The sequence below is a fragment of the Pseudomonas sp. HLG18 genome (assembly GCF_051903985.1).
GTDB classification, from domain to species: Bacteria; Pseudomonadota; Gammaproteobacteria; order Pseudomonadales; family Pseudomonadaceae; genus Aquipseudomonas; species Aquipseudomonas fluorescens_BT.
The window spans coordinates 252,517-272,766 of the sequence record NZ_CP195831.1 but is presented as its reverse complement, the minus strand read 5'-3'; the positions used below and the strand labels follow the sequence as shown (position 1 = coordinate 272,766).

At 60.6% G+C, this 20,250-nt stretch carries 17 protein-coding genes; 13 read left to right on the top strand and 4 right to left on the bottom strand.

Going from position 1 to position 20,250, the window contains the following annotated elements:
• Nucleotides 1–110: 110 nt before the first annotated feature.
• Nucleotides 111–2,957 carry an RNA polymerase-associated protein RapA gene (gene rapA, locus ACSPX5_RS01320; RefSeq protein WP_439820805.1) on the top strand — a complete coding sequence of 949 codons (2,847 nt, stop codon included), beginning with the start codon at nucleotides 111–113 and terminating at the stop codon, nucleotides 2,955–2,957.
• 181 nt (nucleotides 2,958–3,138) lie between these two features.
• Here the strand turns inward: rapA and ACSPX5_RS01315 are convergent, their stop codons facing one another.
• Entirely contained in the window at nucleotides 3,139–4,488 is a 1,350-nt protein-coding gene (locus ACSPX5_RS01315; protein ID WP_439820804.1) for a spinster family MFS transporter, read from the bottom strand.
• 302 nt (nucleotides 4,489–4,790) lie between these two features.
• Between ACSPX5_RS01315 and ACSPX5_RS01310 the strand changes: the two genes are divergently transcribed.
• Complete coding sequence (locus ACSPX5_RS01310) at nucleotides 4,791–5,144, top strand: YkgJ family cysteine cluster protein (RefSeq protein WP_439822059.1); 354 nt, start codon at nucleotides 4,791–4,793, stop codon at nucleotides 5,142–5,144.
• Between the two features lie 148 nt (nucleotides 5,145–5,292).
• The gene (locus ACSPX5_RS01305) at nucleotides 5,293–7,575 is read left to right on the top strand and encodes a putative bifunctional diguanylate cyclase/phosphodiesterase (protein WP_207866655.1); all 2,283 of its coding nucleotides are present in this window, start codon (nucleotides 5,293–5,295) and stop codon (nucleotides 7,573–7,575) included.
• Here the strand turns inward: ACSPX5_RS01305 and ACSPX5_RS01300 are convergent.
• On the bottom strand, nucleotides 7,466–8,362 hold the full coding sequence (locus ACSPX5_RS01300) for an NAD(P)-dependent oxidoreductase (protein ID WP_439820803.1): 897 nt from the start codon (nucleotides 8,360–8,362) through the stop codon (nucleotides 7,466–7,468). The two genes, ACSPX5_RS01305 and ACSPX5_RS01300, sit on opposite strands and share 110 nt — an antisense overlap.
• Nucleotides 8,363–8,558: 196 nt before the next feature.
• Here ACSPX5_RS01300 and ACSPX5_RS01295 point away from each other — a divergent pair, with 196 nt between their 5' ends.
• On the top strand, nucleotides 8,559–10,760 hold the full coding sequence (locus tag ACSPX5_RS01295; protein ID WP_169429167.1) for a hypothetical protein: 2,202 nt from the start codon (nucleotides 8,559–8,561) through the stop codon (nucleotides 10,758–10,760).
• Nucleotides 10,761–11,054: 294 nt separating this feature from the next.
• On the opposite strand, the gene ACSPX5_RS01290 is transcribed toward ACSPX5_RS01295, so the two are convergent.
• The gene (locus ACSPX5_RS01290) at nucleotides 11,055–11,360 is read right to left on the bottom strand and encodes a DUF2288 domain-containing protein (protein WP_439820802.1); all 306 of its coding nucleotides are present in this window, start codon (nucleotides 11,358–11,360) and stop codon (nucleotides 11,055–11,057) included.
• A gap of 352 nt (nucleotides 11,361–11,712) precedes the next feature.
• Here ACSPX5_RS01290 and ACSPX5_RS01285 point away from each other — a divergent pair, with 352 nt between their 5' ends.
• The 9 genes from ACSPX5_RS01285 (at nucleotide 11,713) to ACSPX5_RS01245 (ending at nucleotide 19,318) form a co-directional block, all read left to right on the top strand.
• Nucleotides 11,713–12,840: a branched-chain amino acid ABC transporter substrate-binding protein gene (locus tag ACSPX5_RS01285; RefSeq protein WP_169429165.1), complete on the top strand. Its 1,128-nt coding sequence runs from the start codon at nucleotides 11,713–11,715 to the stop codon at nucleotides 12,838–12,840.
• Between the two features lie 231 nt (nucleotides 12,841–13,071).
• Nucleotides 13,072–13,995, top strand: coding sequence for a high-affinity branched-chain amino acid ABC transporter permease LivH (gene livH, locus ACSPX5_RS01280; protein ID WP_169429164.1), 924 nt, complete (start codon nucleotides 13,072–13,074; stop codon nucleotides 13,993–13,995).
• Complete coding sequence (locus ACSPX5_RS01275) at nucleotides 13,992–15,248, top strand: high-affinity branched-chain amino acid ABC transporter permease LivM (RefSeq protein ID WP_169429163.1); 1,257 nt, start codon at nucleotides 13,992–13,994, stop codon at nucleotides 15,246–15,248. The genes livH and ACSPX5_RS01275 overlap by 4 nt, the downstream gene beginning before the upstream one ends.
• Nucleotides 15,245–16,012 (top strand): high-affinity branched-chain amino acid ABC transporter ATP-binding protein LivG, encoded by a 768-nt coding sequence (livG, locus tag ACSPX5_RS01270; protein ID WP_007969480.1) that lies wholly within the window; start codon nucleotides 15,245–15,247, stop codon nucleotides 16,010–16,012. Before ACSPX5_RS01275 ends, livG begins: the two co-directional genes overlap by 4 nt.
• The gene (locus ACSPX5_RS01265) at nucleotides 16,013–16,714 is read left to right on the top strand and encodes an ABC transporter ATP-binding protein (RefSeq protein WP_085683273.1); all 702 of its coding nucleotides are present in this window, start codon (nucleotides 16,013–16,015) and stop codon (nucleotides 16,712–16,714) included. It begins immediately after the preceding gene.
• A 157-nt stretch (nucleotides 16,715–16,871) separates the two neighbouring features.
• A complete protein-coding gene (locus ACSPX5_RS01260; RefSeq protein WP_323159883.1) occupies nucleotides 16,872–17,180 on the top strand; it encodes a BufA1 family periplasmic bufferin-type metallophore in 309 nt (102 codons plus the stop codon).
• Between the two features lie 25 nt (nucleotides 17,181–17,205).
• Complete coding sequence (gene bufB / locus ACSPX5_RS01255) at nucleotides 17,206–18,093, top strand: MNIO family bufferin maturase (protein WP_439820801.1); 888 nt, start codon at nucleotides 17,206–17,208, stop codon at nucleotides 18,091–18,093.
• A complete protein-coding gene (locus tag ACSPX5_RS01250; RefSeq protein ID WP_439820800.1) occupies nucleotides 18,090–18,848 on the top strand; it encodes an HvfC/BufC N-terminal domain-containing protein in 759 nt (252 codons plus the stop codon). Before bufB ends, ACSPX5_RS01250 begins: the two co-directional genes overlap by 4 nt.
• Nucleotides 18,845–19,318, top strand: a complete 474-nt coding sequence (locus ACSPX5_RS01245) for a DoxX family protein (protein WP_169429159.1) — start codon at nucleotides 18,845–18,847, stop codon at nucleotides 19,316–19,318. The genes ACSPX5_RS01250 and ACSPX5_RS01245 overlap by 4 nt, the downstream gene beginning before the upstream one ends.
• On the opposite strand, the gene ACSPX5_RS01240 is transcribed toward ACSPX5_RS01245, so the two are convergent.
• On the bottom strand, nucleotides 19,309–20,223 hold the full coding sequence (locus ACSPX5_RS01240; RefSeq protein WP_323159886.1) for a LysR family transcriptional regulator: 915 nt from the start codon (nucleotides 20,221–20,223) through the stop codon (nucleotides 19,309–19,311). The genes ACSPX5_RS01245 and ACSPX5_RS01240 overlap by 10 nt on opposite strands.
• Between the last annotated feature and the right edge of the window lie 27 nt (nucleotides 20,224–20,250).

Below are 20,250 nucleotides of genomic sequence, written 5' to 3'. Positions count from 1 at the left end.
CCTTCCGTTGGCCGTCGGCATTTAATAGCCGCACGCGACGCCTAATCCTTTGGCCTCAGGGCCTCATTCCGTTAAGATAGCCCGCTTTTTCAAGGTGGGAGTCAGGCAGCATGGCGCAGCAGTATCAACCGGGGCAACGCTGGATCAGTGACAGCGAAGCAGAGCTTGGTTTAGGCACCGTTCTGGCACAGGACGGCCGCTTGTTGACCGTGCTTTACCCGGCCACTGGCGAAACCCGCCAGTACGCGCTAAGGAATGCGCCCCTGACCCGCGTGCGATTTTCGCCGGGCGACTCCATCACCCACTTCGAAGGCTGGAAGATGACCGTGCGCGAAGTCGAGGATGCCGATGGCCTGCTCGTCTATCACGGTCTGAATGCCGAGAACGAAGCTGTCACCCTGCCGGAAACCCAGCTGTCGAACTTCATCCAGTTCCGCCTGGCCAGCGACCGTCTGTTCGCCGGCCAGATCGACCCGCTGGCGTGGTTCTCCCTGCGCTACCACACCCTGGAACACACCAGCCGCCAGTTGCAATCCGCGCTCTGGGGCCTGGGCGGCGTGCGCGCACAACCCATCGCCCACCAGTTGCACATTGCCCGTGAAGTCGCCGACCGTATCGCACCGCGCGTATTGCTGGCGGACGAAGTGGGTCTGGGCAAGACCATCGAAGCCGGTCTGGTAATCCATCGCCAATTGCTTTCCGGCCGTGCCAATCGCGTGCTGATCCTGGTGCCGGAAAACCTCCAGCACCAATGGCTGGTGGAAATGCGCCGCCGTTTCAACCTGCAGGTCGCGCTGTTCGACGAAGAACGCTTCATCGAAAGCGATGCCTCCAACCCGTTCGAAGACACCCAGCTGGCCCTGGTGGCGCTGGAATGGCTGGTTGAAGACGAAAAGGCCCAGGACGCGCTGTTCGCCGCCGGCTGGGACATGATGGTGGTCGACGAAGCGCACCACCTGGTGTGGCACGAAGACAAGGTCAGCCCGGAATACTCGCTGGTCGAACAACTGGCTGAAACCATCCCGGGCGTGCTGCTGCTCACCGCTACCCCGGAACAACTGGGCCAGGACAGCCACTTCGCCCGTCTGCGCCTGCTCGACCCCAACCGCTTCCATGACCTGGCCGCCTTCCGCGCCGAAAGCGAAAACTATCGCCCGGTGGCCGAAGCCGTTCAGGAGCTGCTGGACAAGGGCCGTCTCTCGGCCGAAGCGCACAAGACCATCCACGGTTTCCTCGGCAACGAAGGCGAAGCCCTGCTCACCGCCGTCAACGATGGCGACAGCGAAGCCAGCGCCCGCCTCGTGCGTGAACTGCTCGACCGTCACGGCACAGGCCGCGTGCTGTTTCGCAACACCCGCGCCGCCGTGCAGGGTTTCCCGGAGCGCAAGCTGCACCCGTACCCGTTGCCGTGCCCGGACGAATACCTCGAACTGCCACTGGGCGATCACGCCGAGCTGTACCCGGAAGTCAGCTTCCAGTCCCAGCCGGACGCCAGCGAAGAAGAACGCTGGTGGAAATTCGACCCGCGTGTCGAGTGGCTGATCGACCAGCTGAAAATGCTCAAGCGCACCAAAGTGCTGGTGATCTGCGCCCACGCCGAAACCGCGATGGACCTGGAAGACGCGCTGCGCGTGCGCTCCGGCATCCCGGCCACGGTGTTCCATGAAGGCATGAACATCCTCGAGCGTGACCGCGCTGCCGCCTACTTCGCCGATGAAGAGTTCGGCGCGCAGGTGCTGATCTGCTCGGAAATCGGCAGTGAAGGTCGCAACTTCCAGTTCGCTCATCACCTGGTGTTGTTCGATCTGCCGTCCCATCCGGACCTGCTGGAACAGCGCATCGGTCGTCTGGACCGGATCGGCCAGAAGCACATCATCGAACTGCACGTCCCGTACCTGGAAACCAGCCCGCAAGAGCGTCTGTTCCAGTGGTATCACGAAGCGCTGAACGCGTTCCTCAACACCTGCCCGACCGGCAACGCCTTGCAGCATCAGTTCGGCCCGCGCCTGCTGCCGCTGCTCGAAGAAGCCGACGACGGCGAGTGGCAAGCGCTGATCGACGAAGCGCGCACCGAGCGCGAGCGTCTGGAAGCCGAGCTGCACACCGGTCGCGACCGCCTGCTGGAGCTGAACTCCGGTGGCGCCGGCGAAGGTGAAGCACTGGTCGAGGCGATTCTGGAACAGGACGACCAGTTCGCCCTGCCGATCTACATGGAAACCCTGTTCGACGCGTTCGGCATCGACAGCGAAGACCATTCGGAAAACGCCCTGATCCTCAAGCCGAGCGAGAAGATGCTCGACGCCAGTTTCCCGCTGGGCGACGACGAAGGCGTGACCATCACCTACGACCGCAACCAGGCGCTGTCGCGCGAAGACATGCAGTTCATCACCTGGGAACACCCGATGGTGCAGGGTGGCATGGATCTGGTGCTGTCCGGTTCGATGGGCAACACCGCTGTCGCGCTGATCAAGAACAAGGCGTTGAAGCCGGGCACCGTCTTGCTGGAACTGCTGTACGTCAGCGAAGTGGTGGCTCCGCGTTCGCTGCAACTGGGCCGTTACCTGCCGCCGGCCGCCCTGCGCTGCCTGCTCGATGCCAACGGCAACGACCTGTCGTCGCGCGTGGCCTTCGAGACCCTGAACGATCAACTGGAGAGCGTACCGCGCGCCAGCGCCAACAAGTTCATTCAGGCCCAGCGCGATCAACTGACGCCGCGGATCAACGCTGGTGAAGACAAGGTCACTCCGCGTCACGCCGAGCGCGTGGCCGAGGCCCGCCGCCGTCTGGCAGCGGACACCGACGAAGAGCTGGCGCGCCTGACCGCCCTGCAAGCGGTCAACCCGACCGTGCGCGACAGCGAACTGGTTGCCCTGCGCAAACAGCGCGAGCAAGGCCTGGCCATGCTCGACAAGGCGGCGTTGCGACTGGAAGCGATCCGGGTGCTGGTGGCGGGTTAAACCGCCCTGCTCCATCGCCACCCATGAAAAGGCCCGCTGCGATGCGGGCCTTTTTGTTTGTCTGCTATTTATGCTGCGCTGTTGATTGCCTCTTCGCGAGCAAGCCCGCTCCCACAGTTGGCCGGTTTCCTTCAGGAGGAAATGCGGTCGAATGTGGGAGCGGGCTTGCTCGCGAAGGCGGTCATGCAGTCACCGCTGAGCCCTCTGGCTCATCCACCGCGACCAATCCCTCCTTCATCCGCTTCGCATCCCGCACAAAACACCGCGACGCCAGAAACAGAAACACCATCGTAAAGAACAGCGCCACCGGGATCAGGTACATCGCATCATGCAGGCCGACAGCCTTGAATGCCTCGGTCATCTGTTCGGCACCCGCCGAAATCATGGCCGACTTGGCAAAGTGATCCGACAAACCGCCCACCACCACTGGCCCCAAACCTCCGCCCAGCAAATACAACCCGGCAAAGAACAGCGCCATCGCCGTGGCCCGCAGTCGTGGTTCGACCACGTCCTGAATCGCCGTGTAGACACAGGTGTAGAAGTTGTAGGCAAACAGCCAGCCGACACTGAACAGCGCGACAAACACACCGATCTCGATCCGTCCCGCATGCAGCGCCCAGGCCGTGCACACGGTGGAGACAATCAGGCTGAACGCTGCAAACAGCAACCGGCCGCTGGCCACGCGCTGGTGGATCTTGTCGGCGATCCAGCCGCCGAGGGTCAGGCCGATCAGACCGGTCACACCGACGATCAGCCCGGTGGCCACCGCCGCCTCCTGCAACGGCATCAGGAAATAGCGCTGCAGCATCGGCACCAGAAACGAGTTGCAGGCATACGTCGCAAAGTTGAAGCACAACCCGGCCATCACCAGCCACAGAAACGTCGGCACCGCCAGCACCCGGCGAATCGGCTTGTCGACCTTCTCTTGCGACACCTGCACGGTTTCTGCCGCGCCGCGCTTGGGTTCCTTGATAAAAAACATGAACACCGCCAGCAGCAGCCCCGGCACCGCGGCAATGAAGAACGGCGCGCGCCAGCTGTCGAAGGCCTTGACCATCGCGCCGATGGTGAAAAACGCCAACAGCAGCCCCAACGGCAGGCCCAGCATGAAGATGCCCATGGCCCGCGCCCGACGGTGGGCCGGGAACAGGTCACCGATCAGCGAGTTGGCCGCCGGTGCGTAACTGGCCTCGCCGATGCCGATGCCCATGCGCACCAGCAGAAAACTCCAGAAGCTGCCCACCAGGCCGTTGACCGCCGTCAGCGCGCTCCAGGTGGCCAACCCCCAGCCCATCAATTTGCTGCGCGAGCCAGTGTCGGCCATGCGCCCCAAGGGCAGACCGGCAATGGCATAAACGATGGTGAATGCGGTGCCGACGATCCCCAGCTGAAAGTCGCTGAGGTGCCATTCCATGCGGATCGGCTCGATGATGATCGCGGGGATGGTGCGATCGAAGAAGTTGAACAGGTTGGCGAGGAACAACAGGAACAGAATGCGCCAGGCATTCGCCGCTTGGGTCGAGTTCTGCATGGGTCCGTCTCTTTTATTGTTATGGGGCTTCACTGCCGACGCATTCGAGCCCGGAACCTGCAATCTAGTCACGCTCGTCGGGGCTGTCTGTGATCATTCGCCAGCCTGATAGGGAACCATGGCACTGTAACGAAACGTAAGCCCTTGAAAAGGCTCGAATCCCCCGAAAACCGGGGGTTTTGCGGAAAAATCCGGCAATGAAAAAATACTTTCGCGCCCCCCTTCCCAACGCCGTGGCAAAGCCTAGAATGGCCGCCGGATCCGTCCGGATCCTGCCGATCAATCCCTTTGATGCCCCTCCCATGTCCGATGTCAGTCCGTGTCTGAATTGCGGTGCCTGCTGTTCCCATTTTCGTGTGTCATTTTTCTGGGGTGAATGCGCATCCTCCGGCGGGACCGTGCCCGATAAGCTGGTCACCCAGATCACACCCAGCCGGGTCGCCATGATCGGTACCGACCGCAAGGCGCCGCGCTGCACCGCGCTGGAGGGCGAAGTCGGAAAGGCAGTGAGTTGCACGATCTACGACAAGCGCTCAAGCCCCTGCCGCGAGTTCGAGGCGTCGTGGGAAAACGGCGAGCAGAACACCGATTGCGACAAGGCCCGTGCCCGCTTCGGCTTGCCGCCGTTGCAACCGCACTGGAACGAGGTCGCCTGAGCCTTAGCGCCAATCGCTATGGCGCTCATGCCAAAATCATTAGAACCAATATGCCACTACGGCTTGCGCCCCGAAATCGGCCTCTATACTGCATTCATTCGCCTGCGTTCATGACGCAGTAAGGAAGCACTCAGAGACGGGGCATGCTATGGAGTGGCTTGGTTTGCAGTTTGTTGCCGAGCTGCCGCACAGCGGGCAGATCATTCTCAATTGCACACACAATCCCTTGCTGGTGCTGATCGCCTATCTGGTGGCGTGCGCCGCGAGTTTTGCCACCCTCGACATGGCGGAACGCGTCGGCCATGCCGAAGACCTCGGATCGCGCAGGCTCTGGCGCTGGATCGGCGCCACCTGCCTGGCCGGCGGCATCTGGGCCATGCATTTCATCAGCATGCTGGCGTTCCAGACTCCGATCGACATCCAGTACGACCTCGCCATCACCCTGTTCTCCCTGCTGATCGCCTTGCTGGCGTCCTGGCTGGCAATGCACACCCTGAGCGAGCCACAGCCCAGCCTGCTGCAATACCTCAAGACCGCCATTGTCATCGGCCTGGGCATCGCCGGCATGCATTACGTCGGCATGGCCGCCATGCAGTCGGCGGCCAGCGCCTACTACGATCCCATCCTGTTCATCCTGTCGATCGTGATCGCCATCGCGGCCAGTTTCGCCGCGCTGTGGGTGGCCGGGTATTTGCGCGAAGGCAGCGGTCTGCACATCCAGATGCTCAAGTACGTGGCCGCCCTGATTCTCGGCGCCGGCATCATCAGCATGCATTTCACGGCCATGGCAGCGCTGAACCTGATGTTGCCGGAGGGAAACATCCCTACCCTCAAGGCCGAGACCAACCATCTGCAACTGGGGCTCACCGTTGCCTTCATCACCCTGCTGATCCTCGGCAGCGCCATCAGCGCCGCCCTGGCCGACAAGAAACTGCAGAACAAGGAGGATGACCTGCGCCGGGTCAACATGCTGCTCAGCCAGCTCGATCAGGCGCGCGTGTCGCTGCAGCAGGCGGCCAATTACGATGCCCTGACCAACCTGATCAACCGTCGCGGTTTCAACCAGATCTTTGCCGAAAAACTCAGCCAGAAATCCACCGAGGGCGGCATGCTCGCGGTGATGTTTCTCGACATCGACCACTTCAAGCGCATCAATGACAGCCTCGGTCATGACGCCGGCGACCAGTTGCTCAAAGTCATCGCCCAGCACATCAAGGGCTCGGTGCGCGGCCACGAAGACGTGGTCGCGCGTTTCGGCGGCGATGAGTTCTGCATCCTCATCGGCCTGCGGGACCGCGAGGAGGCTCGCAACCTGGCCCAGCGCATCATGCTCAAGATGAAAGAGCCGATCGAACTGGCCGGACGCCGCATGGTGATGACCACCAGCATCGGCATCAGCCTGTTTCCCGAGGACGGCACCACTTGCGAGGAACTGCTCAAGCACGCGGACCTGGCGCTGTACCAATCCAAGGGGGCCGGGCGCAACGGCGTGCACTTCTTCGACTGCAACCTGAAAAACCGCGCCAGCCAGGAACTGCAACTGGAAGAAGAATTGCGCCATGCCCTGCGCGAAGAGAACGGGCTGATACTGTATTACCAGCCGATCTTCGAATTGAAGACCGGCAAGGTCACCAAGCTCGAAGCGCTGATACGCTGGCAACACCCGGTGCACGGCCTGCTGACTCCGGACCGTTTTATCGCCATTGCGGAAAACAATGGCCTGATCGCCGAGCTGGACAACTGGGTGCTGCGCAAGGCCTGTGAAGACCTTGGCGAACTGTCGCGCCATGGCTGCGACGAACTGAAAATCGCCTGGAACTGCTCACCGCTGAACCTGGCCCGGGAAGAACTGGCCAACGAAATCGAACGGGCCTTGCGCAGCGCCGGGGTCGCCCCCGAACGGCTGGAGCTGGAAGTGACCGAGAACGCCCTGATGGGCAACATCGCCAATACGCTGGTGCTGTTGCGGCAGATCCGCGCCCTCGGGGTATCGCTGTCGATCGATGATTTTGGTACCGGCTATTCGTCGCTCGCCTACCTCAAGCGTCTGCCGCTCAACACCTTGAAAGTCGACCGTTCGTTCATCCTCGACATACCCAAGGCCACCGCCGACATGGAGATCGTCCAGGCGATCATCGTCATGGCTCACACCCTGCACTTGCAAGTGGTCACCGAAGGCGTGGAAAGCCTGGAGCAATACGAATTCCTCGAGCGCTCCGGGTGTGACTTCATTCAGGGTTACCTGCTCAGCCGCCCGGTGCCGCTGGAAGAACTGCGCCCGGTCCTCGAAGAAATCAATCAGCGCAAACACCCCCACGCGGTCAATCCGTTGTCTCTGGCCCGCGGAACATTTGCACCAGCGTCGATGGATCTTTCTCCAAAAAGCCCTGCGCCCCATGCAGGCGCATCAGTTGTGCGGCCAATCCGCTGATCGGCGTGGCCGAACCGGTTTCCCGGGAAAACTTCACTGCGGTATCCAGATCTTTCAGCAGCGTGCGCACGTGCCACTTCACCGGCTCGAAACGGCTTTCGGCCATTTGCGGGGCGAGGATCTGCAACGGTTTGGAATCGGCAAAGCCACCGGCCAGCGCTTCGGCGATCAGACTGGCATCGACCCCGGCCTGTTCGGCCAGCGCCACCACTTCGGCGATCACCAAAGCATTGCAGGCGACGATCATCTGATTGCAGGCCTTGGTCACCTGACCGGCGCCGACACCGCCCATGTGTGTGACGCGTTGCCCGAGGGCGAGCAAAACCGGGCGTACGCGATCAAGATCCGTTTCATCTCCGCCGACCATGATCGCCAGACTGCCGGCCTCGGCCCCGACCACCCCGCCAGACACCGGCGAATCGAGCCAGGCCATGCCTGTCTTGCCGGCCAGCTCGGCTGCCATCTCACGGGTGGCAGTGGGTTCGAGGCTGGAAAAATCCACCAGCAACTGACCGGGTTTCGCCCCTTCAGCCACGCCGGTCGGGCCGAACACCACCTCGCGCACCACCGCCGTGTCCGCCAGACAGAGCATCACCACGTCGGCGTGCCCGCACAGTTCGGCCGGGGTTGCGACTTGCCGGGCACCCGCCTCGACCAGCGGCGCGCACTTGGCCGGGTTGCGGTTCCACACGGTCAGCGGATAACCGGCGGCCAGCAGACGCCGGCACATCGGCAGGCCCATCAGCCCGATTCCGGCAAACCCCAACGAAGGTCGCGTTGACATCATTTAGCCTCCTTTTGATTAAAGATCGCCGAATAATGGCCGATCCATCATCAATCAGGAAAGGATTCCCCCGTGCGACACACAGGCAAAGACCCTGACGCACGGGCCAAATACGCGCAGCAAAAAGACGCGAGATCCCATTCCGTGAGGCTCGACGACAGCGGTCGCCGAACCAACCAGTCCAGGTACATGGCGCACAATGACCTCTAAAAATAATCCGGCCACTGCGGTATCCGATCTGACCCTGAGTCCTGCAGCGAACAGCCCCACCCCGATGAAGCCATTGCCACCCTCGCGCCCACTGGGCACCCAGCAATACCTGTACTTCACCGAAACCAACACTGACCGCATCCTCGACAACCTCGACGGCCTGCGTGATCTGGTGTTCCCGCGTCCGCCGCACCTGGAAGGTGACAACGAGCAGCACAACGACCAGGAATTCCCGTCGGTGTGCCTGATCGGCCTCGGTCGCTGCGGTTCCAACATCGCCCTCGACGTGGCGGAGCTGGTGTACAACGCGCGCAAGTTCTACCTCAACGAATTCAACAATGAAGACCGCGCGGCCGACCGTCGTCTGGCCTCCGACAAAGGCTACAGCCCGGCCCAGTGGATCAAGCAGAACCTGCGGATCGGCCCGAACAAGTCGACCAAGCCAGTGTTCCTGGTCGAGCCGCTGGTGATGCTCGGCGACCTCGACAAGGACATCGCCGGGCGCATCCGCTTCTCGCGCAAGGGCGAAAAAAGCGGCTTCCTGCGCGACTACAGCAAAATGAAAATCATGGACTTGTCCGAAGTCCACGCCGGTGGCGCCGGTAACGCGCCGATCCTCGGCCAGTACCTGGCGAAGATCATCCTGAACAAGGACACCCAGCGTTTCTCCAGCCCTGACTGGAAAATGATCCACTCGTACCTGATCGACAGCTGCGGCATCAAGGCCAACCAGTCGCGCCTGTATTTTTCGATCTTCAGTGCCGGCGGCGGCACCGGCTCGGGCATGGCCTCGGAATTCGGCCTGGCCCAGCAGCACTCGTACATGAACAAGACGTTCGACACCAAGCCGATGGACGAGCATGACGGCAAGAGCGGTCATTCGTTCGTGTTCGAACCGATCTTCACCAGCGGCATCTGCGTGCTGCCGAACATTTCCGACCACCGCAGCGAAATGTCCGAGGCGCTGCACATCAACGCCGGTCGCCTGCTGTGCAAATACCTGTCGGAAGAATGGGATTTCTCGTACAACTTCGCCAACGAAGACAGCAGCGAAGCCAGCGTCATGGGCCGTATCCGCCCATGGAACGCGATGATGCTGATTTCCAACGACATCATGCGTTACGCCGAAGAGAGCGATGACGGCAACATCCAGAACATTGATGTCAATGCGATGGAGAAGCACGCCAACCAGTACATCTCGCAGCAGATCTTCAACATTCTGACGGCCCAGGCGGTCACGACCGACTACGACCAGAACTATTTCCGTCGCGCCGGCATCGACATCGGCGAGACCATTCGCCTGGACGCCAACGACCTGTTCATGAGTCTGGCCGGCCCGGTGGCGATTGCCTACGCAGAATCGGTAGTGCCGGAAACGCCGCCACCGAGCAGCGACAAGTTCAAGGTGTTCGACAAAGAACCGCAGCGCCTGAACATCGACGACCTGTTCTTCCGCTCGATCGATCTGCCGCACTTCAACAAGGTCACTCAGGCCATCGAAGGCATCAGCCTGCTGCCGATCGAATCCAAGCGCTACCGCGCGTCGCTTGAGCAGTACAAGAATTCCGGCTACGACGCCGCCGCGCTGCACGACCTGCACTTTTTCAAGAACTGCTCGTCGGTGGTCTCGATCGTCTCGCTGCCGAAAGACTACAAGCTGTCGTACATGGACCTGAACCGGTTGAAGACTCACCTCAACAGCCTGTTCCCCAACACCACGCTCAAGCGCTACGCGCTGGTGATCGGTGCATCGGCCAACCTGTCGCTGACCACCCTGATCGCCAAGAGCCCGTGCCTGTCGGACGACTTCCTGACCCTGATCGTGGCGTTCATCAAGCGTTGCTTCGCGAAGACCCCGTACCGTTTCGACGAAACCCTCGACAACTCGATCCTCGACTTCATCATCAATGAGGAATTCGACGAAGCGCGCATCGACGACCTGCTCAACGAGTTCGAGAACCCGGCGAAGATCCTCGATACCAACTGGTACGCGATCAAGCCGATGTACGAGAAGAAGTACCGCGAGCTGATCAACGACAAAGAGAAGTTTGTCTCGATCAACGACATTCGTCTGTCGCGAGACTGCGTGAAGAAGTCGATCAAGTACCTGCGCGAGATCTATCGTCACCGGATCGGCAAGACCAAGGTTATTTCGCTCAATAACCATACCGGCAAGACTTACTCGGTCTGACATCAGACCGTGGCGCCGCCATCGCGAGCAGGCTCGCTCCCACATTGGAATGCGTTTCCTGTGGGAGCGGGCTTGCTCGCGAAGGGGCCCTGAAATTCACTGAAGATTTCAGGCTTTTCCAACATCCCGAAACAATTAAGCAGCCGTTAGGCTGCTTACTAAACTGTGCCCGTTACGTTTACGTCACCGTTATGCCACCTGCGCTTGTGGCGTTTCTCTACGGCAACGTGCCATCACGCTACTCGGCTACACACTTTTTTCCGGCACTTGATCGCACCAACAAGGTGCAACCATTCAGACCGACGCCCTTTCCTGGACCAGAATCCACGGCCGTACCACCACCGCCCACATCTGCGGATCACGTTCGAAAATATCCAGCGCCCGCGTTTCAGACAGCTTCGCGACCTTGTCTTCGGCCAGCCAGGCAGCGACTTTCTCGCCTTGATCCGAGGCCACGGCTTCGGCGATGGCGATCAAATCCAGGTCGCCGTCGACCCACAATAGGGCACCCTGGGCGTAGAAGCGCTCCAGCTCCTTCCAGGTAATAGATGCGGTTTCACCAAGCAGCTTGGCATAGAGGGTGCTAGGTTCTTGATTCATGGGACTGTCCGGAAAAGAAATCGGCGCGAATGATAACGTCGGTGGTCCGGCAGAAAAACCCGGTAGCAAAAGGCTGTACCGAACGAAAAGCGCAGGAAAGCCAAGGAATGCTGATGATTGAGGCATAAGCCCTCTGAAAGACCCGCCGCAATTCTGTCTTTTTCTTTCATTAAAGCGACACCCTCAGGTTTTGCCCCTTGGCGCCAGCTTCCCAGGCCAACAACCGGCGCTCTACACTGTACCGGTACAGTTGCCGGGGGCATTTCCGGAAGGTATCGCGAAGATATCCAGCCCGGTTCTGTTGCTACGGCGCCAGGACTCTAAAAAAATACAACAGTAAGAGTGGAGCACTATGACTAAGGCTACTAAGCAGATTTCCAAACTGTTTGCCGCTATGGTACTGGCCGGGGCGGCCAGCCATTCGTTCGCAGCTGACACCATCAAGATCGGTATCGCCGGCCCTAAAACCGGTCCAGTAGCCCAGTACGGCGACATGCAGTTCAGTGGCGCCAAAATGGCCATCGAGCAGATCAACGCCAAGGGCGGCGTCGACGGCAAGAAACTCGAAGCCGTTGAATACGATGACGCCTGCGATCCAAAACAAGCGGTAGCGGTAGCGAACAAGGTCGTCAACGACGGCGTCAAGTTCGTGGTCGGTCACCTGTGCTCCAGCTCCACCCAGCCTGCTTCGGACATCTACGAAGACGAAGGCGTGATCATGATCACCCCGGCTGCCACCAGCCCGGACATCACCAACCGTGGTTACAAGATGGTCTTCCGCACCATCGGTCTGGACAGCGCCCAGGGCCCTGCCGCCGGTAACTACATCGCCGATCACGTGAAGCCGAAAATCGTTGCTGTCCTGCACGACAAGCAGCAATACGGCGAAGGCATCGCCACCGCCGTCAAGGCAACCCTGGAGAAGAAAGGCGTGAAAGTCGCCGTGTTCGAAGGCGTCAACGCCGGCGACAAGGACTTCTCTTCGATGATCTCCAAGCTCAAGCAAGCCAACGTCGACTTCGTCTACTACGGCGGCTACCACCCGGAGCTGGGCCTGATCCTGCGTCAGTCCGAGGAAAAAGGCCTGAAAGCCAAGTTCATGGGGCCGGAAGGCGTGGGTAACGACTCTATCTCGCAGATTGCCAAGGACGCGTCCGAAGGCCTGCTGGTGACCCTGCCGAAGTCCTTCGACCAGGATCCGGCCAACGTTGCGCTGGCTGATGCATTCAAGGCCAAGAAAGAAGACCCGAGCGGCCCGTTCGTGTTCCCGTCCTACTCGGCAGTTGAAGTGATTGCCGGTGGTATCAGCGCGGCCAAATCCGAAGACCCTGCGAAAGTGGCGGCTGCCATTCACGCCGGCACCTTCAAGACCCCTACCGGCGACCTGAGCTTCGACGCCAAGGGCGACCTGAAGGACTTCAAGTTCGTGGTCTACCAGTGGCACTTCGGCAAACCTAAAACCGAAGTGTCGCCTCAGTAAGGCGCTGCCTGACTGACTGCCAATAAAGCCCACGGCGTGCCGTGGGCTTTGTTTTACGAATGTATTGGGCCGCGCTGGCGTGATCCGCCAGTCTCCCCACCTGAAAATCTCAAAACCGTCATCAGCGGTTCGCTGGCAAAACCCGGATTCGAAGTGGATAGAGATCCACGGGGCCGGGCGGGAAAATGACTCCACCAGTGAAATGCGTATCAGGTTTTTAGGAGCGCTGTAATGCCTGACATCTATCACTTCTTCCAGCAGCTGGTTAATGGTCTGACCATTGGCAGCACGTATGCCCTGATCGCCATCGGCTATACGATGGTTTACGGCATCATTGGAATGATCAACTTCGCCCACGGCGAGGTGTACATGATCGGTTCCTACGTGGCGTTCATCGCCATCGCCGGGCTGGCCATGATGGGACTCGACAATGTCCCGCTGTTGATGACCGCGGCGTTCATCGCCAGTATCGTCGTCACCAGTTCCTACGGTTACAGCATCGAACGCATTGCCTACCGCCCCCTGCGCGGCAGCAACCGTCTGATCCCGCTGATTTCCGCGATCGGTATGTCGATCTTCCTGCAGAACACGGTTCTGCTGGCGCAAGACTCCAAGGACAAATCCATCCCCAACCTGATCCCCGGAAACTTCTCCATCGGGCCAGGTGGCGCACATGAAGTGCTGATTTCCTACATGCAAATCGTGGTGTTCGTGGTGACCCTGGTCGCCATGCTCGGCCTGACCATGTTCATCTCCCGCTCTCGCCTGGGTCGTGCCTGCCGCGCCTGCGCCGAAGACATCAAGATGGCCAACCTGCTGGGCATCAACACCAACAACATCATCGCCCTGACCTTCGTCATCGGCGCCGCGCTGGCGGCTGTCGCTGCGGTACTGCTGAGCATGCAGTACGGCGTGATCAACCCGAACGCCGGTTTCCTCGTCGGCCTCAAGGCCTTCACCGCCGCGGTACTGGGCGGTATCGGCAGCATCCCCGGCGCCATGCTCGGCGGGTTGGTGCTCGGGGTGGCGGAAGCCTTTGGTGCCGATATCTTCGGTGACCAGTACAAGGACGTCGTGGCTTTCGGCTTGTTGGTTCTGGTGCTGTTGTTCCGTCCGACCGGCATTCTGGGCCGTCCGGAGGTTGAGAAAGTATGACTAGGAATCTTAAACAGGCGCTGTTCAGCGCCTTGCTGGTCTGGGCCGTGGCCTATCCGGTATTGGGTCTGAAACTGACCATCGTCGGCATCAACCTGGAAGTGCACAACACCAGCCCGGCCATTCTGGCGACCATCGCCATCTGCTCGGTGCTGATGTTCCTGCGGGTGCTGTTCAACCAGCAGATCAGCAAGGCGTGGCGTTCGTCGCCGGGGATGCCGCTGATTCCGGCCAAGGCCAGCAACTTCCTGACCCTGCCGACCACTCAGCGCTACATCATCATTGCACTGATCCTCGGTGCACTGGTGTGGCCGTTCTTCGGCTCCCGTGGTGCGGTGGACATCGCGACGCTGATCCTGATCTACGTGATGCTCGGCCTGGGCCTGAACATCGTGGTCGGTCTGGCCGGTCTGCTTGACCTGGGTTACGTCGGCTTCTACGCCGTCGGCGCCTACAGCTATGCGCTGCTGTCGCACTACTACGGCCTGAGCTTCTGGATCTGCCTGCCGATCGCCGGCCTGATGTCGGCAACGTTCGGCTTCCTGCTCGGCTTCCCGGTCTTGCGTCTGCGCGGTGACTACCTGGCGATCGTGACCCTCGGTTTCGGGGAAATCATCCGTCTGTTCCTGCGCAACCTGACCGACATCACCGGTGGTCCGAACGGGATCAGCAACATCGAGAAACCGACGTTCTTCGGCCTGACCTTCGAACGCAAGGCCGCGGAAGGCCTGCAAACCTTCCACGAGTATTTCGGCCTGGAATACAACTCGATCAACAAGGTGATTTTCCTCTACCTGGTTGCCCTGCTGCTGGCGCTGGCCGCACTGTTCATCATCAACCGCCTGCTGCGCATGCCGATCGGCCGTGCGTGGGAAGCGCTGCGTGAAGATGAAATCGCCTGCCGCGCACTGGGTCTCAACCCGACCGTGATCAAGCTGTCGGCGTTCACCCTGGGTGCGAGCTTCGCCGGTTTCGCCGGCAGCTTCTTCGCTGCCCGTCAGGGGCTGGTGACGCCGGAATCGTTCACCTTCATCGAGTCGGCGATCATCCTCGCCATCGTGGTGCTGGGTGGCATGGGCTCGCAACTGGGCGTGATTCTTGCGGCCGTGGTGATGATCCTGTTGCCGGAAATGATGCGTGAGTTCAGCGAGTACCGCATGTTGATGTTCGGTGCCCTGATGGTGTTGATGATGATCTGGCGTCCACAAGGTCTGCTGCCGATGCAACGCCCACACATGGAGTTGCGAAAATGAGCCGCGAGATCCTTAAAGTCGAAAACCTGAGCATGCGCTTCGGCGGTCTGCTGGCGGTCAATGGCGTGGCCCTGACCGTCAAGGAAAAACAAGTGGTGGCACTGATCGGGCCGAACGGCGCGGGCAAGACCACCGTGTTCAACTGCCTGACCGGTTTCTATCAGCCGTCGGGCGGCAGCATCCTGCTGGACGGCGAGCCGATCCAGGGCCTGCCGGGGCACAAGATCGCCCTCAAGGGCGTGGTGCGCACCTTCCAGAACGTGCGGTTGTTCAAGGACATGACGGCGGTCGAGAACCTGTTGATCGCCCAGCACCGTCACCTGAATACCAACTTCCTGTCCGGCCTGTTCAAGACCCCGGCGTTTCGCAAGAGCGAGCGCGAGGCCATGGAGTACGCCGAATACTGGCTGGAAAAGGTCAACCTCAAGGAGTTCGCCAACCGTACCGCCGGCACTCTGGCGTATGGTCAGCAACGTCGCCTGGAAATTGCCCGCTGCATGATGACCCGTCCGCGGATCCTCATGCTCGACGAACCGGCCGCCGGTCTGAACCCGAAAGAAACCGAAGACCTCAAGGCGCTGATCAGCGTGCTGCGTGAAGAGCACAACGTCACCGTGCTGCTGATCGAACACGACATGAAACTGGTCATGAGCATTTCCGACCACATCGTCGTGATCAACCAGGGGACGCCCCTGGCCGACGGCACGCCGGAACAGATCCGCGACAATCCTGAAGTGATCAAAGCCTACCTGGGGGAAGCGTAAATGCTGCAGTTCGAAAACGTTTCCACCTTCTACGGCAAGATCCAGGCCCTGCACAGCGTCAACGTCGAAGTCCGCCAGGGCGAGATCGTGACCCTGATCGGCGCCAACGGTGCCGGCAAGTCCACGCTGCTGATGACGCTCTGCGGTTCGCCGCAGGCCCACAGCGGCAGCATCCGCTACATGGGTGAGGAACTGGTCGGCCAGGACTCGTCGCAGATCATGCGCAAGAGCATCGCCGTAGTGCCGGAAGGTCGCCGGGTGTTTGCCCGCCTGACCGTCGAAGAAAACCTGGCCATGGGCGGTTTTTTCACCGACAAGGGCGACTATCAGGAACAGATGGACAAGGTTCTCGGACTTTTCCCACGCCTGAAAGAACGCTTCAACCAGCGCGGCGGCACCATGTCCGGCGGCGAACAGCAAATGCTCGCCATCGGCCGTGCGCTGATGAGCAAGCCGAAACTGCTGCTGCTCGACGAGCCGTCGCTGGGCCTGGCACCGATCATCATCCAGCAGATCTTCGACATCATCGAACAGCTGCGCAAGGACGGTGTGACGGTGTTCCTGGTCGAACAGAACGCCAACCAGGCGCTGAAAATCGCTGACCGTGCGTACGTTCTGGAGAACGGCCGGGTGGTGATGCAAGGCACCGGTGAAGCGCTGCTGACCGACCCGAAAGTGCGCGAGGCGTACCTCGGCGGTTGATCGATCGCGTTAAACAGAAAACGGCCTTCGGGCCGTTTTTTTTGCGCTTTTAAAATTGTTTTCGCGATCGCTGTAACGCATCGCCAGGTCGTTTCTCTAGTGGGGTAAGCAAGCGCACATCGCTTGTTCCAACCCAAGTTGAAACCGGAGAAACATCATGACTGCTACCACCCGCACCCTGTCCGCCACCGCCCTGGTTCTGGCCCTTGGTTCCGCCCTGAGCATGGCCGCTGTTTCGACCGTTCAAGCGGCCGACAACAGCAACATGGAAAAATGCTTCGGCGTGGCCATGAAAGGTCATAACGACTGCGCCGCCGGCGCCGGCACCACCTGCGCAGGCACGGCGAAAATGGATTACCAGGGCAACGCCTGGAAGTTCGTTCCAAAAGGCACCTGCGCCACCACCGAAAGCAAAACCTCGCCGACCGGTTTCGGTCAGATGGAAGCCTTCAAGGCCAAGTCCTGATCCGGAGGCTGCCCGAGTGTCGATCATGATCACATCCTGCGACCATGCCTCCCCCCGCACTCGGGCAGCCCTCACCGGGCTCCCGCCTCGCGCCGGGCTGGGGCTCAAGACCGGGCACTTTCGTGAAGTGCTCGGTTCTCTTCCGGACATCGGTTTCTTCGAAGTCCACGCCGAAAACTACATGGTGGCCGGCGGCCCGTTTCATCATTTTCTGGGTTTGATCCGCGAGGCTTATCCGCTGTCGCTGCATGGCGTCGGCCTGTCTATCGGTGCCGAGGGCCCGCTGGATGTTCAGCACCTCAAACGCCTGAGTACGCTGATCGAGCGTTATCAACCCCACGCCTTTTCCGAACACCTGGCCTGGTCGACTCACGGCCCGGTGTTTCTCAATGACCTGCTGCCCCTGGCTTACGACACGCCGATGCTGAACCGCGTCTGCGAACACATCGACCAGGTACAGAACACCCTCAAACGTCCGATGTTGCTGGAGAATCCGGCGACCTATCTGGCGTTCGAGCGCTCGACCATCGACGAAGCGGAGTTCATCCGTGAAGTCATTCGGCGCAGCGGCTGCGGTCTGTTGCTGGACGTGAACAACGTCTACGTCTCATGCATCAATCATCAGCGCGACCCCCTGGCCTACCTCGACGCACTGCCTTTGCATGCAGTTGGCGAGATCCATCTGGCGGGGTTTGCCGAAGATGCCGACAGCCTCGGTGATCGCTTGCTGATCGACGATCACGGCGCACCGATCGATCAGGCCGTCTGGTCGCTGTACCGCAAGGCGCTGGAGCGCGTCGGCCCGGTGGCGACGCTGATCGAACGGGACAATCAGGTGCCGGCCTTCGATGTGCTGATGGCCGAAGCGCAGCAGGCCGATGAGCTGTTGCTGTGCGCGGGAGCTCGGCCATGAGCACTCAAGCCGCATTCAGCGCAGCGTTGCTCGATACCGACCTGCCCTGCCCCGACGGTTTGTGCAGTGCCAACGGCGCCGATCCGGCCAGTCGTTTCGCGGTGCACCGCAACAACGTGCAGGGTTCGCTGATCAATGCATTGGCCGACAGTTATCCCGTGGTGATGCAGTTGGTGGGTGACGAGTTCTTTCGGGCCATGGCCGGAGTTTTTGTGCAAAGCCATCCGCCCCACAGTCCTTTGATGAGCGACTACGGCAGTGAGCTGGCGGACTTCATCAGCGGGTTCGAACCTGCCGCGAGCGTTCCCTATCTGGACGACGTGGCAAGACTGGAACGCCTGCGCACGCTGGCCTATCACGCGGCCGATGCGTTGCCTCTGAGTCAGGAGCGGATCGCCACTGTATTTGCAGATGCCGATGGGCTGAACGAACTGCGGATCGGCCTGCATCCTTCGCTGTATCTGCTCGATTCAAACTTCGCCGTGGTGGACATCTGGGCCGCGCATCAGCACGACGCGACCCTGGCCGGCATCGATCTGAATCAGGCCCAGCACGCGCTGATCCTGCGCAACGGGCTGGAGGTCGAGGTATTCAACGTGGATCTCGGCATCAGCCAGTTCATTCGCCAGCTCAAGGCCGGCCTTTCACTTACCCAGGCGCTGGCATCCGCAGACGCCTTCGATCTCGGCCAGACCCTCGCCCTGTTGATCAGTCGCCAGGCCATCACCCATTTACATCACAAGGTTTTGCCATGAACAGCCTCACTGCCCGCGCCATTGCGCTGCTGGAAAAAATCCCGCACAGCCTGATCGCCTTCATCGCCCGTTTCTCCATCGCCGCAGTGTTCTGGAAATCCGGGCAGACCAAGGTCGAGGGCCTGGCCATCGACCTGATCGACGGCACGTTCCAGATTGGCTGGCCACATCTGGCGGACTCGACGATTCCGCTGTTCCAGAGCGAATACCACGTGCCGCTGCTGTCACCGGAAATCGCCGCGTACATGGCGGCGTTCGCCGAACACTTTTTCCCGATCCTGATCCTCGTCGGTTTCGCTACCCGGTTTTCAGCGCTGGCATTGCTGGGCATGACGCTGGTCATCGAGCTGTTCGTATATCCCGACGCTTACCCGACTCACGGCACCTGGGCGGCAGTGTTGCTGTACCTGATGACCACCGGACCGGGCAAATTGTCGATCGATCATCTGATCGCACGACGTTACCGCTGAAGACGGTCCAGGGCCTCGCCGCTGCGCTTGAACCAGTCGATCAGATAGTCCGCCAGCACTTGAGTACGCCTCGGCAGCCCGCCCTGATACGGATGCACCAGATACATCGGCATGCGCCGGGTCTGAAAATCCCGAAGGAGCCAGCGCAATCGGCCGTCAGCCAATTCCGTCTGCAACAGATAGGACGGCAGTCGAGCGATGCCGGCGCCAGCGAGTGCGGCCTTTTTCAGCAGGCTGTAATGATTGCTGGCGAATGGCCCCGACACCCGTACCCGCAACAGCTCGTGCTGCTGGTGGTACAGCCACTCTTCGCGGCCGCCGTAGTGACTGTTGAGCAGGCAACGATGTTCGGTCAGCGCCTGTGGCGAAAGCGGTTCGCCGAAACGTTCAAGGTAGGCCGGACTGGCGCAGGTCATTTCCTGCCAGGCCAGCAAAGGCTTGGCCACCAGTCGCTCGTCGTTGGCCACTTCAGTGCGGATCGCCAGATCGAAACCGTCGCGGGACAGGTCACGGTAACTGTTGTTCAGCTCCAGTTCGATCTGCACTTCGGGGTATTTCTGCGAAAATTCCAGCACCAGACCGTCGAAGAAGGTTTCCCCCAGCGACACCGGCACGGTCATACGTACGGGACCTGCCATGTCGTCCTTCAAACGTGCCAATGCCTGACGCGCTCTTTCGACCTGGACGACAAGCGCCTGGGCCTGCGGCAACAACGCCGCGCCGGCTGCTGTCAGGTTCAACCGACGCGTGGTGCGTTGCAGCAACACCACGGAAAACTGCGCCTCCAGCTGACTGATGCGCTTGGACAACTGCCCCTTGCTGCACCCCAGTTGCTGCGCCGCCAAGGTAAAACTGCCGGCCTCAATCAAAACCGCGAACGCCGCCAGATCATCGATCTCGCTCATGGATTGTTTCCATTTGAAAACCAAAGG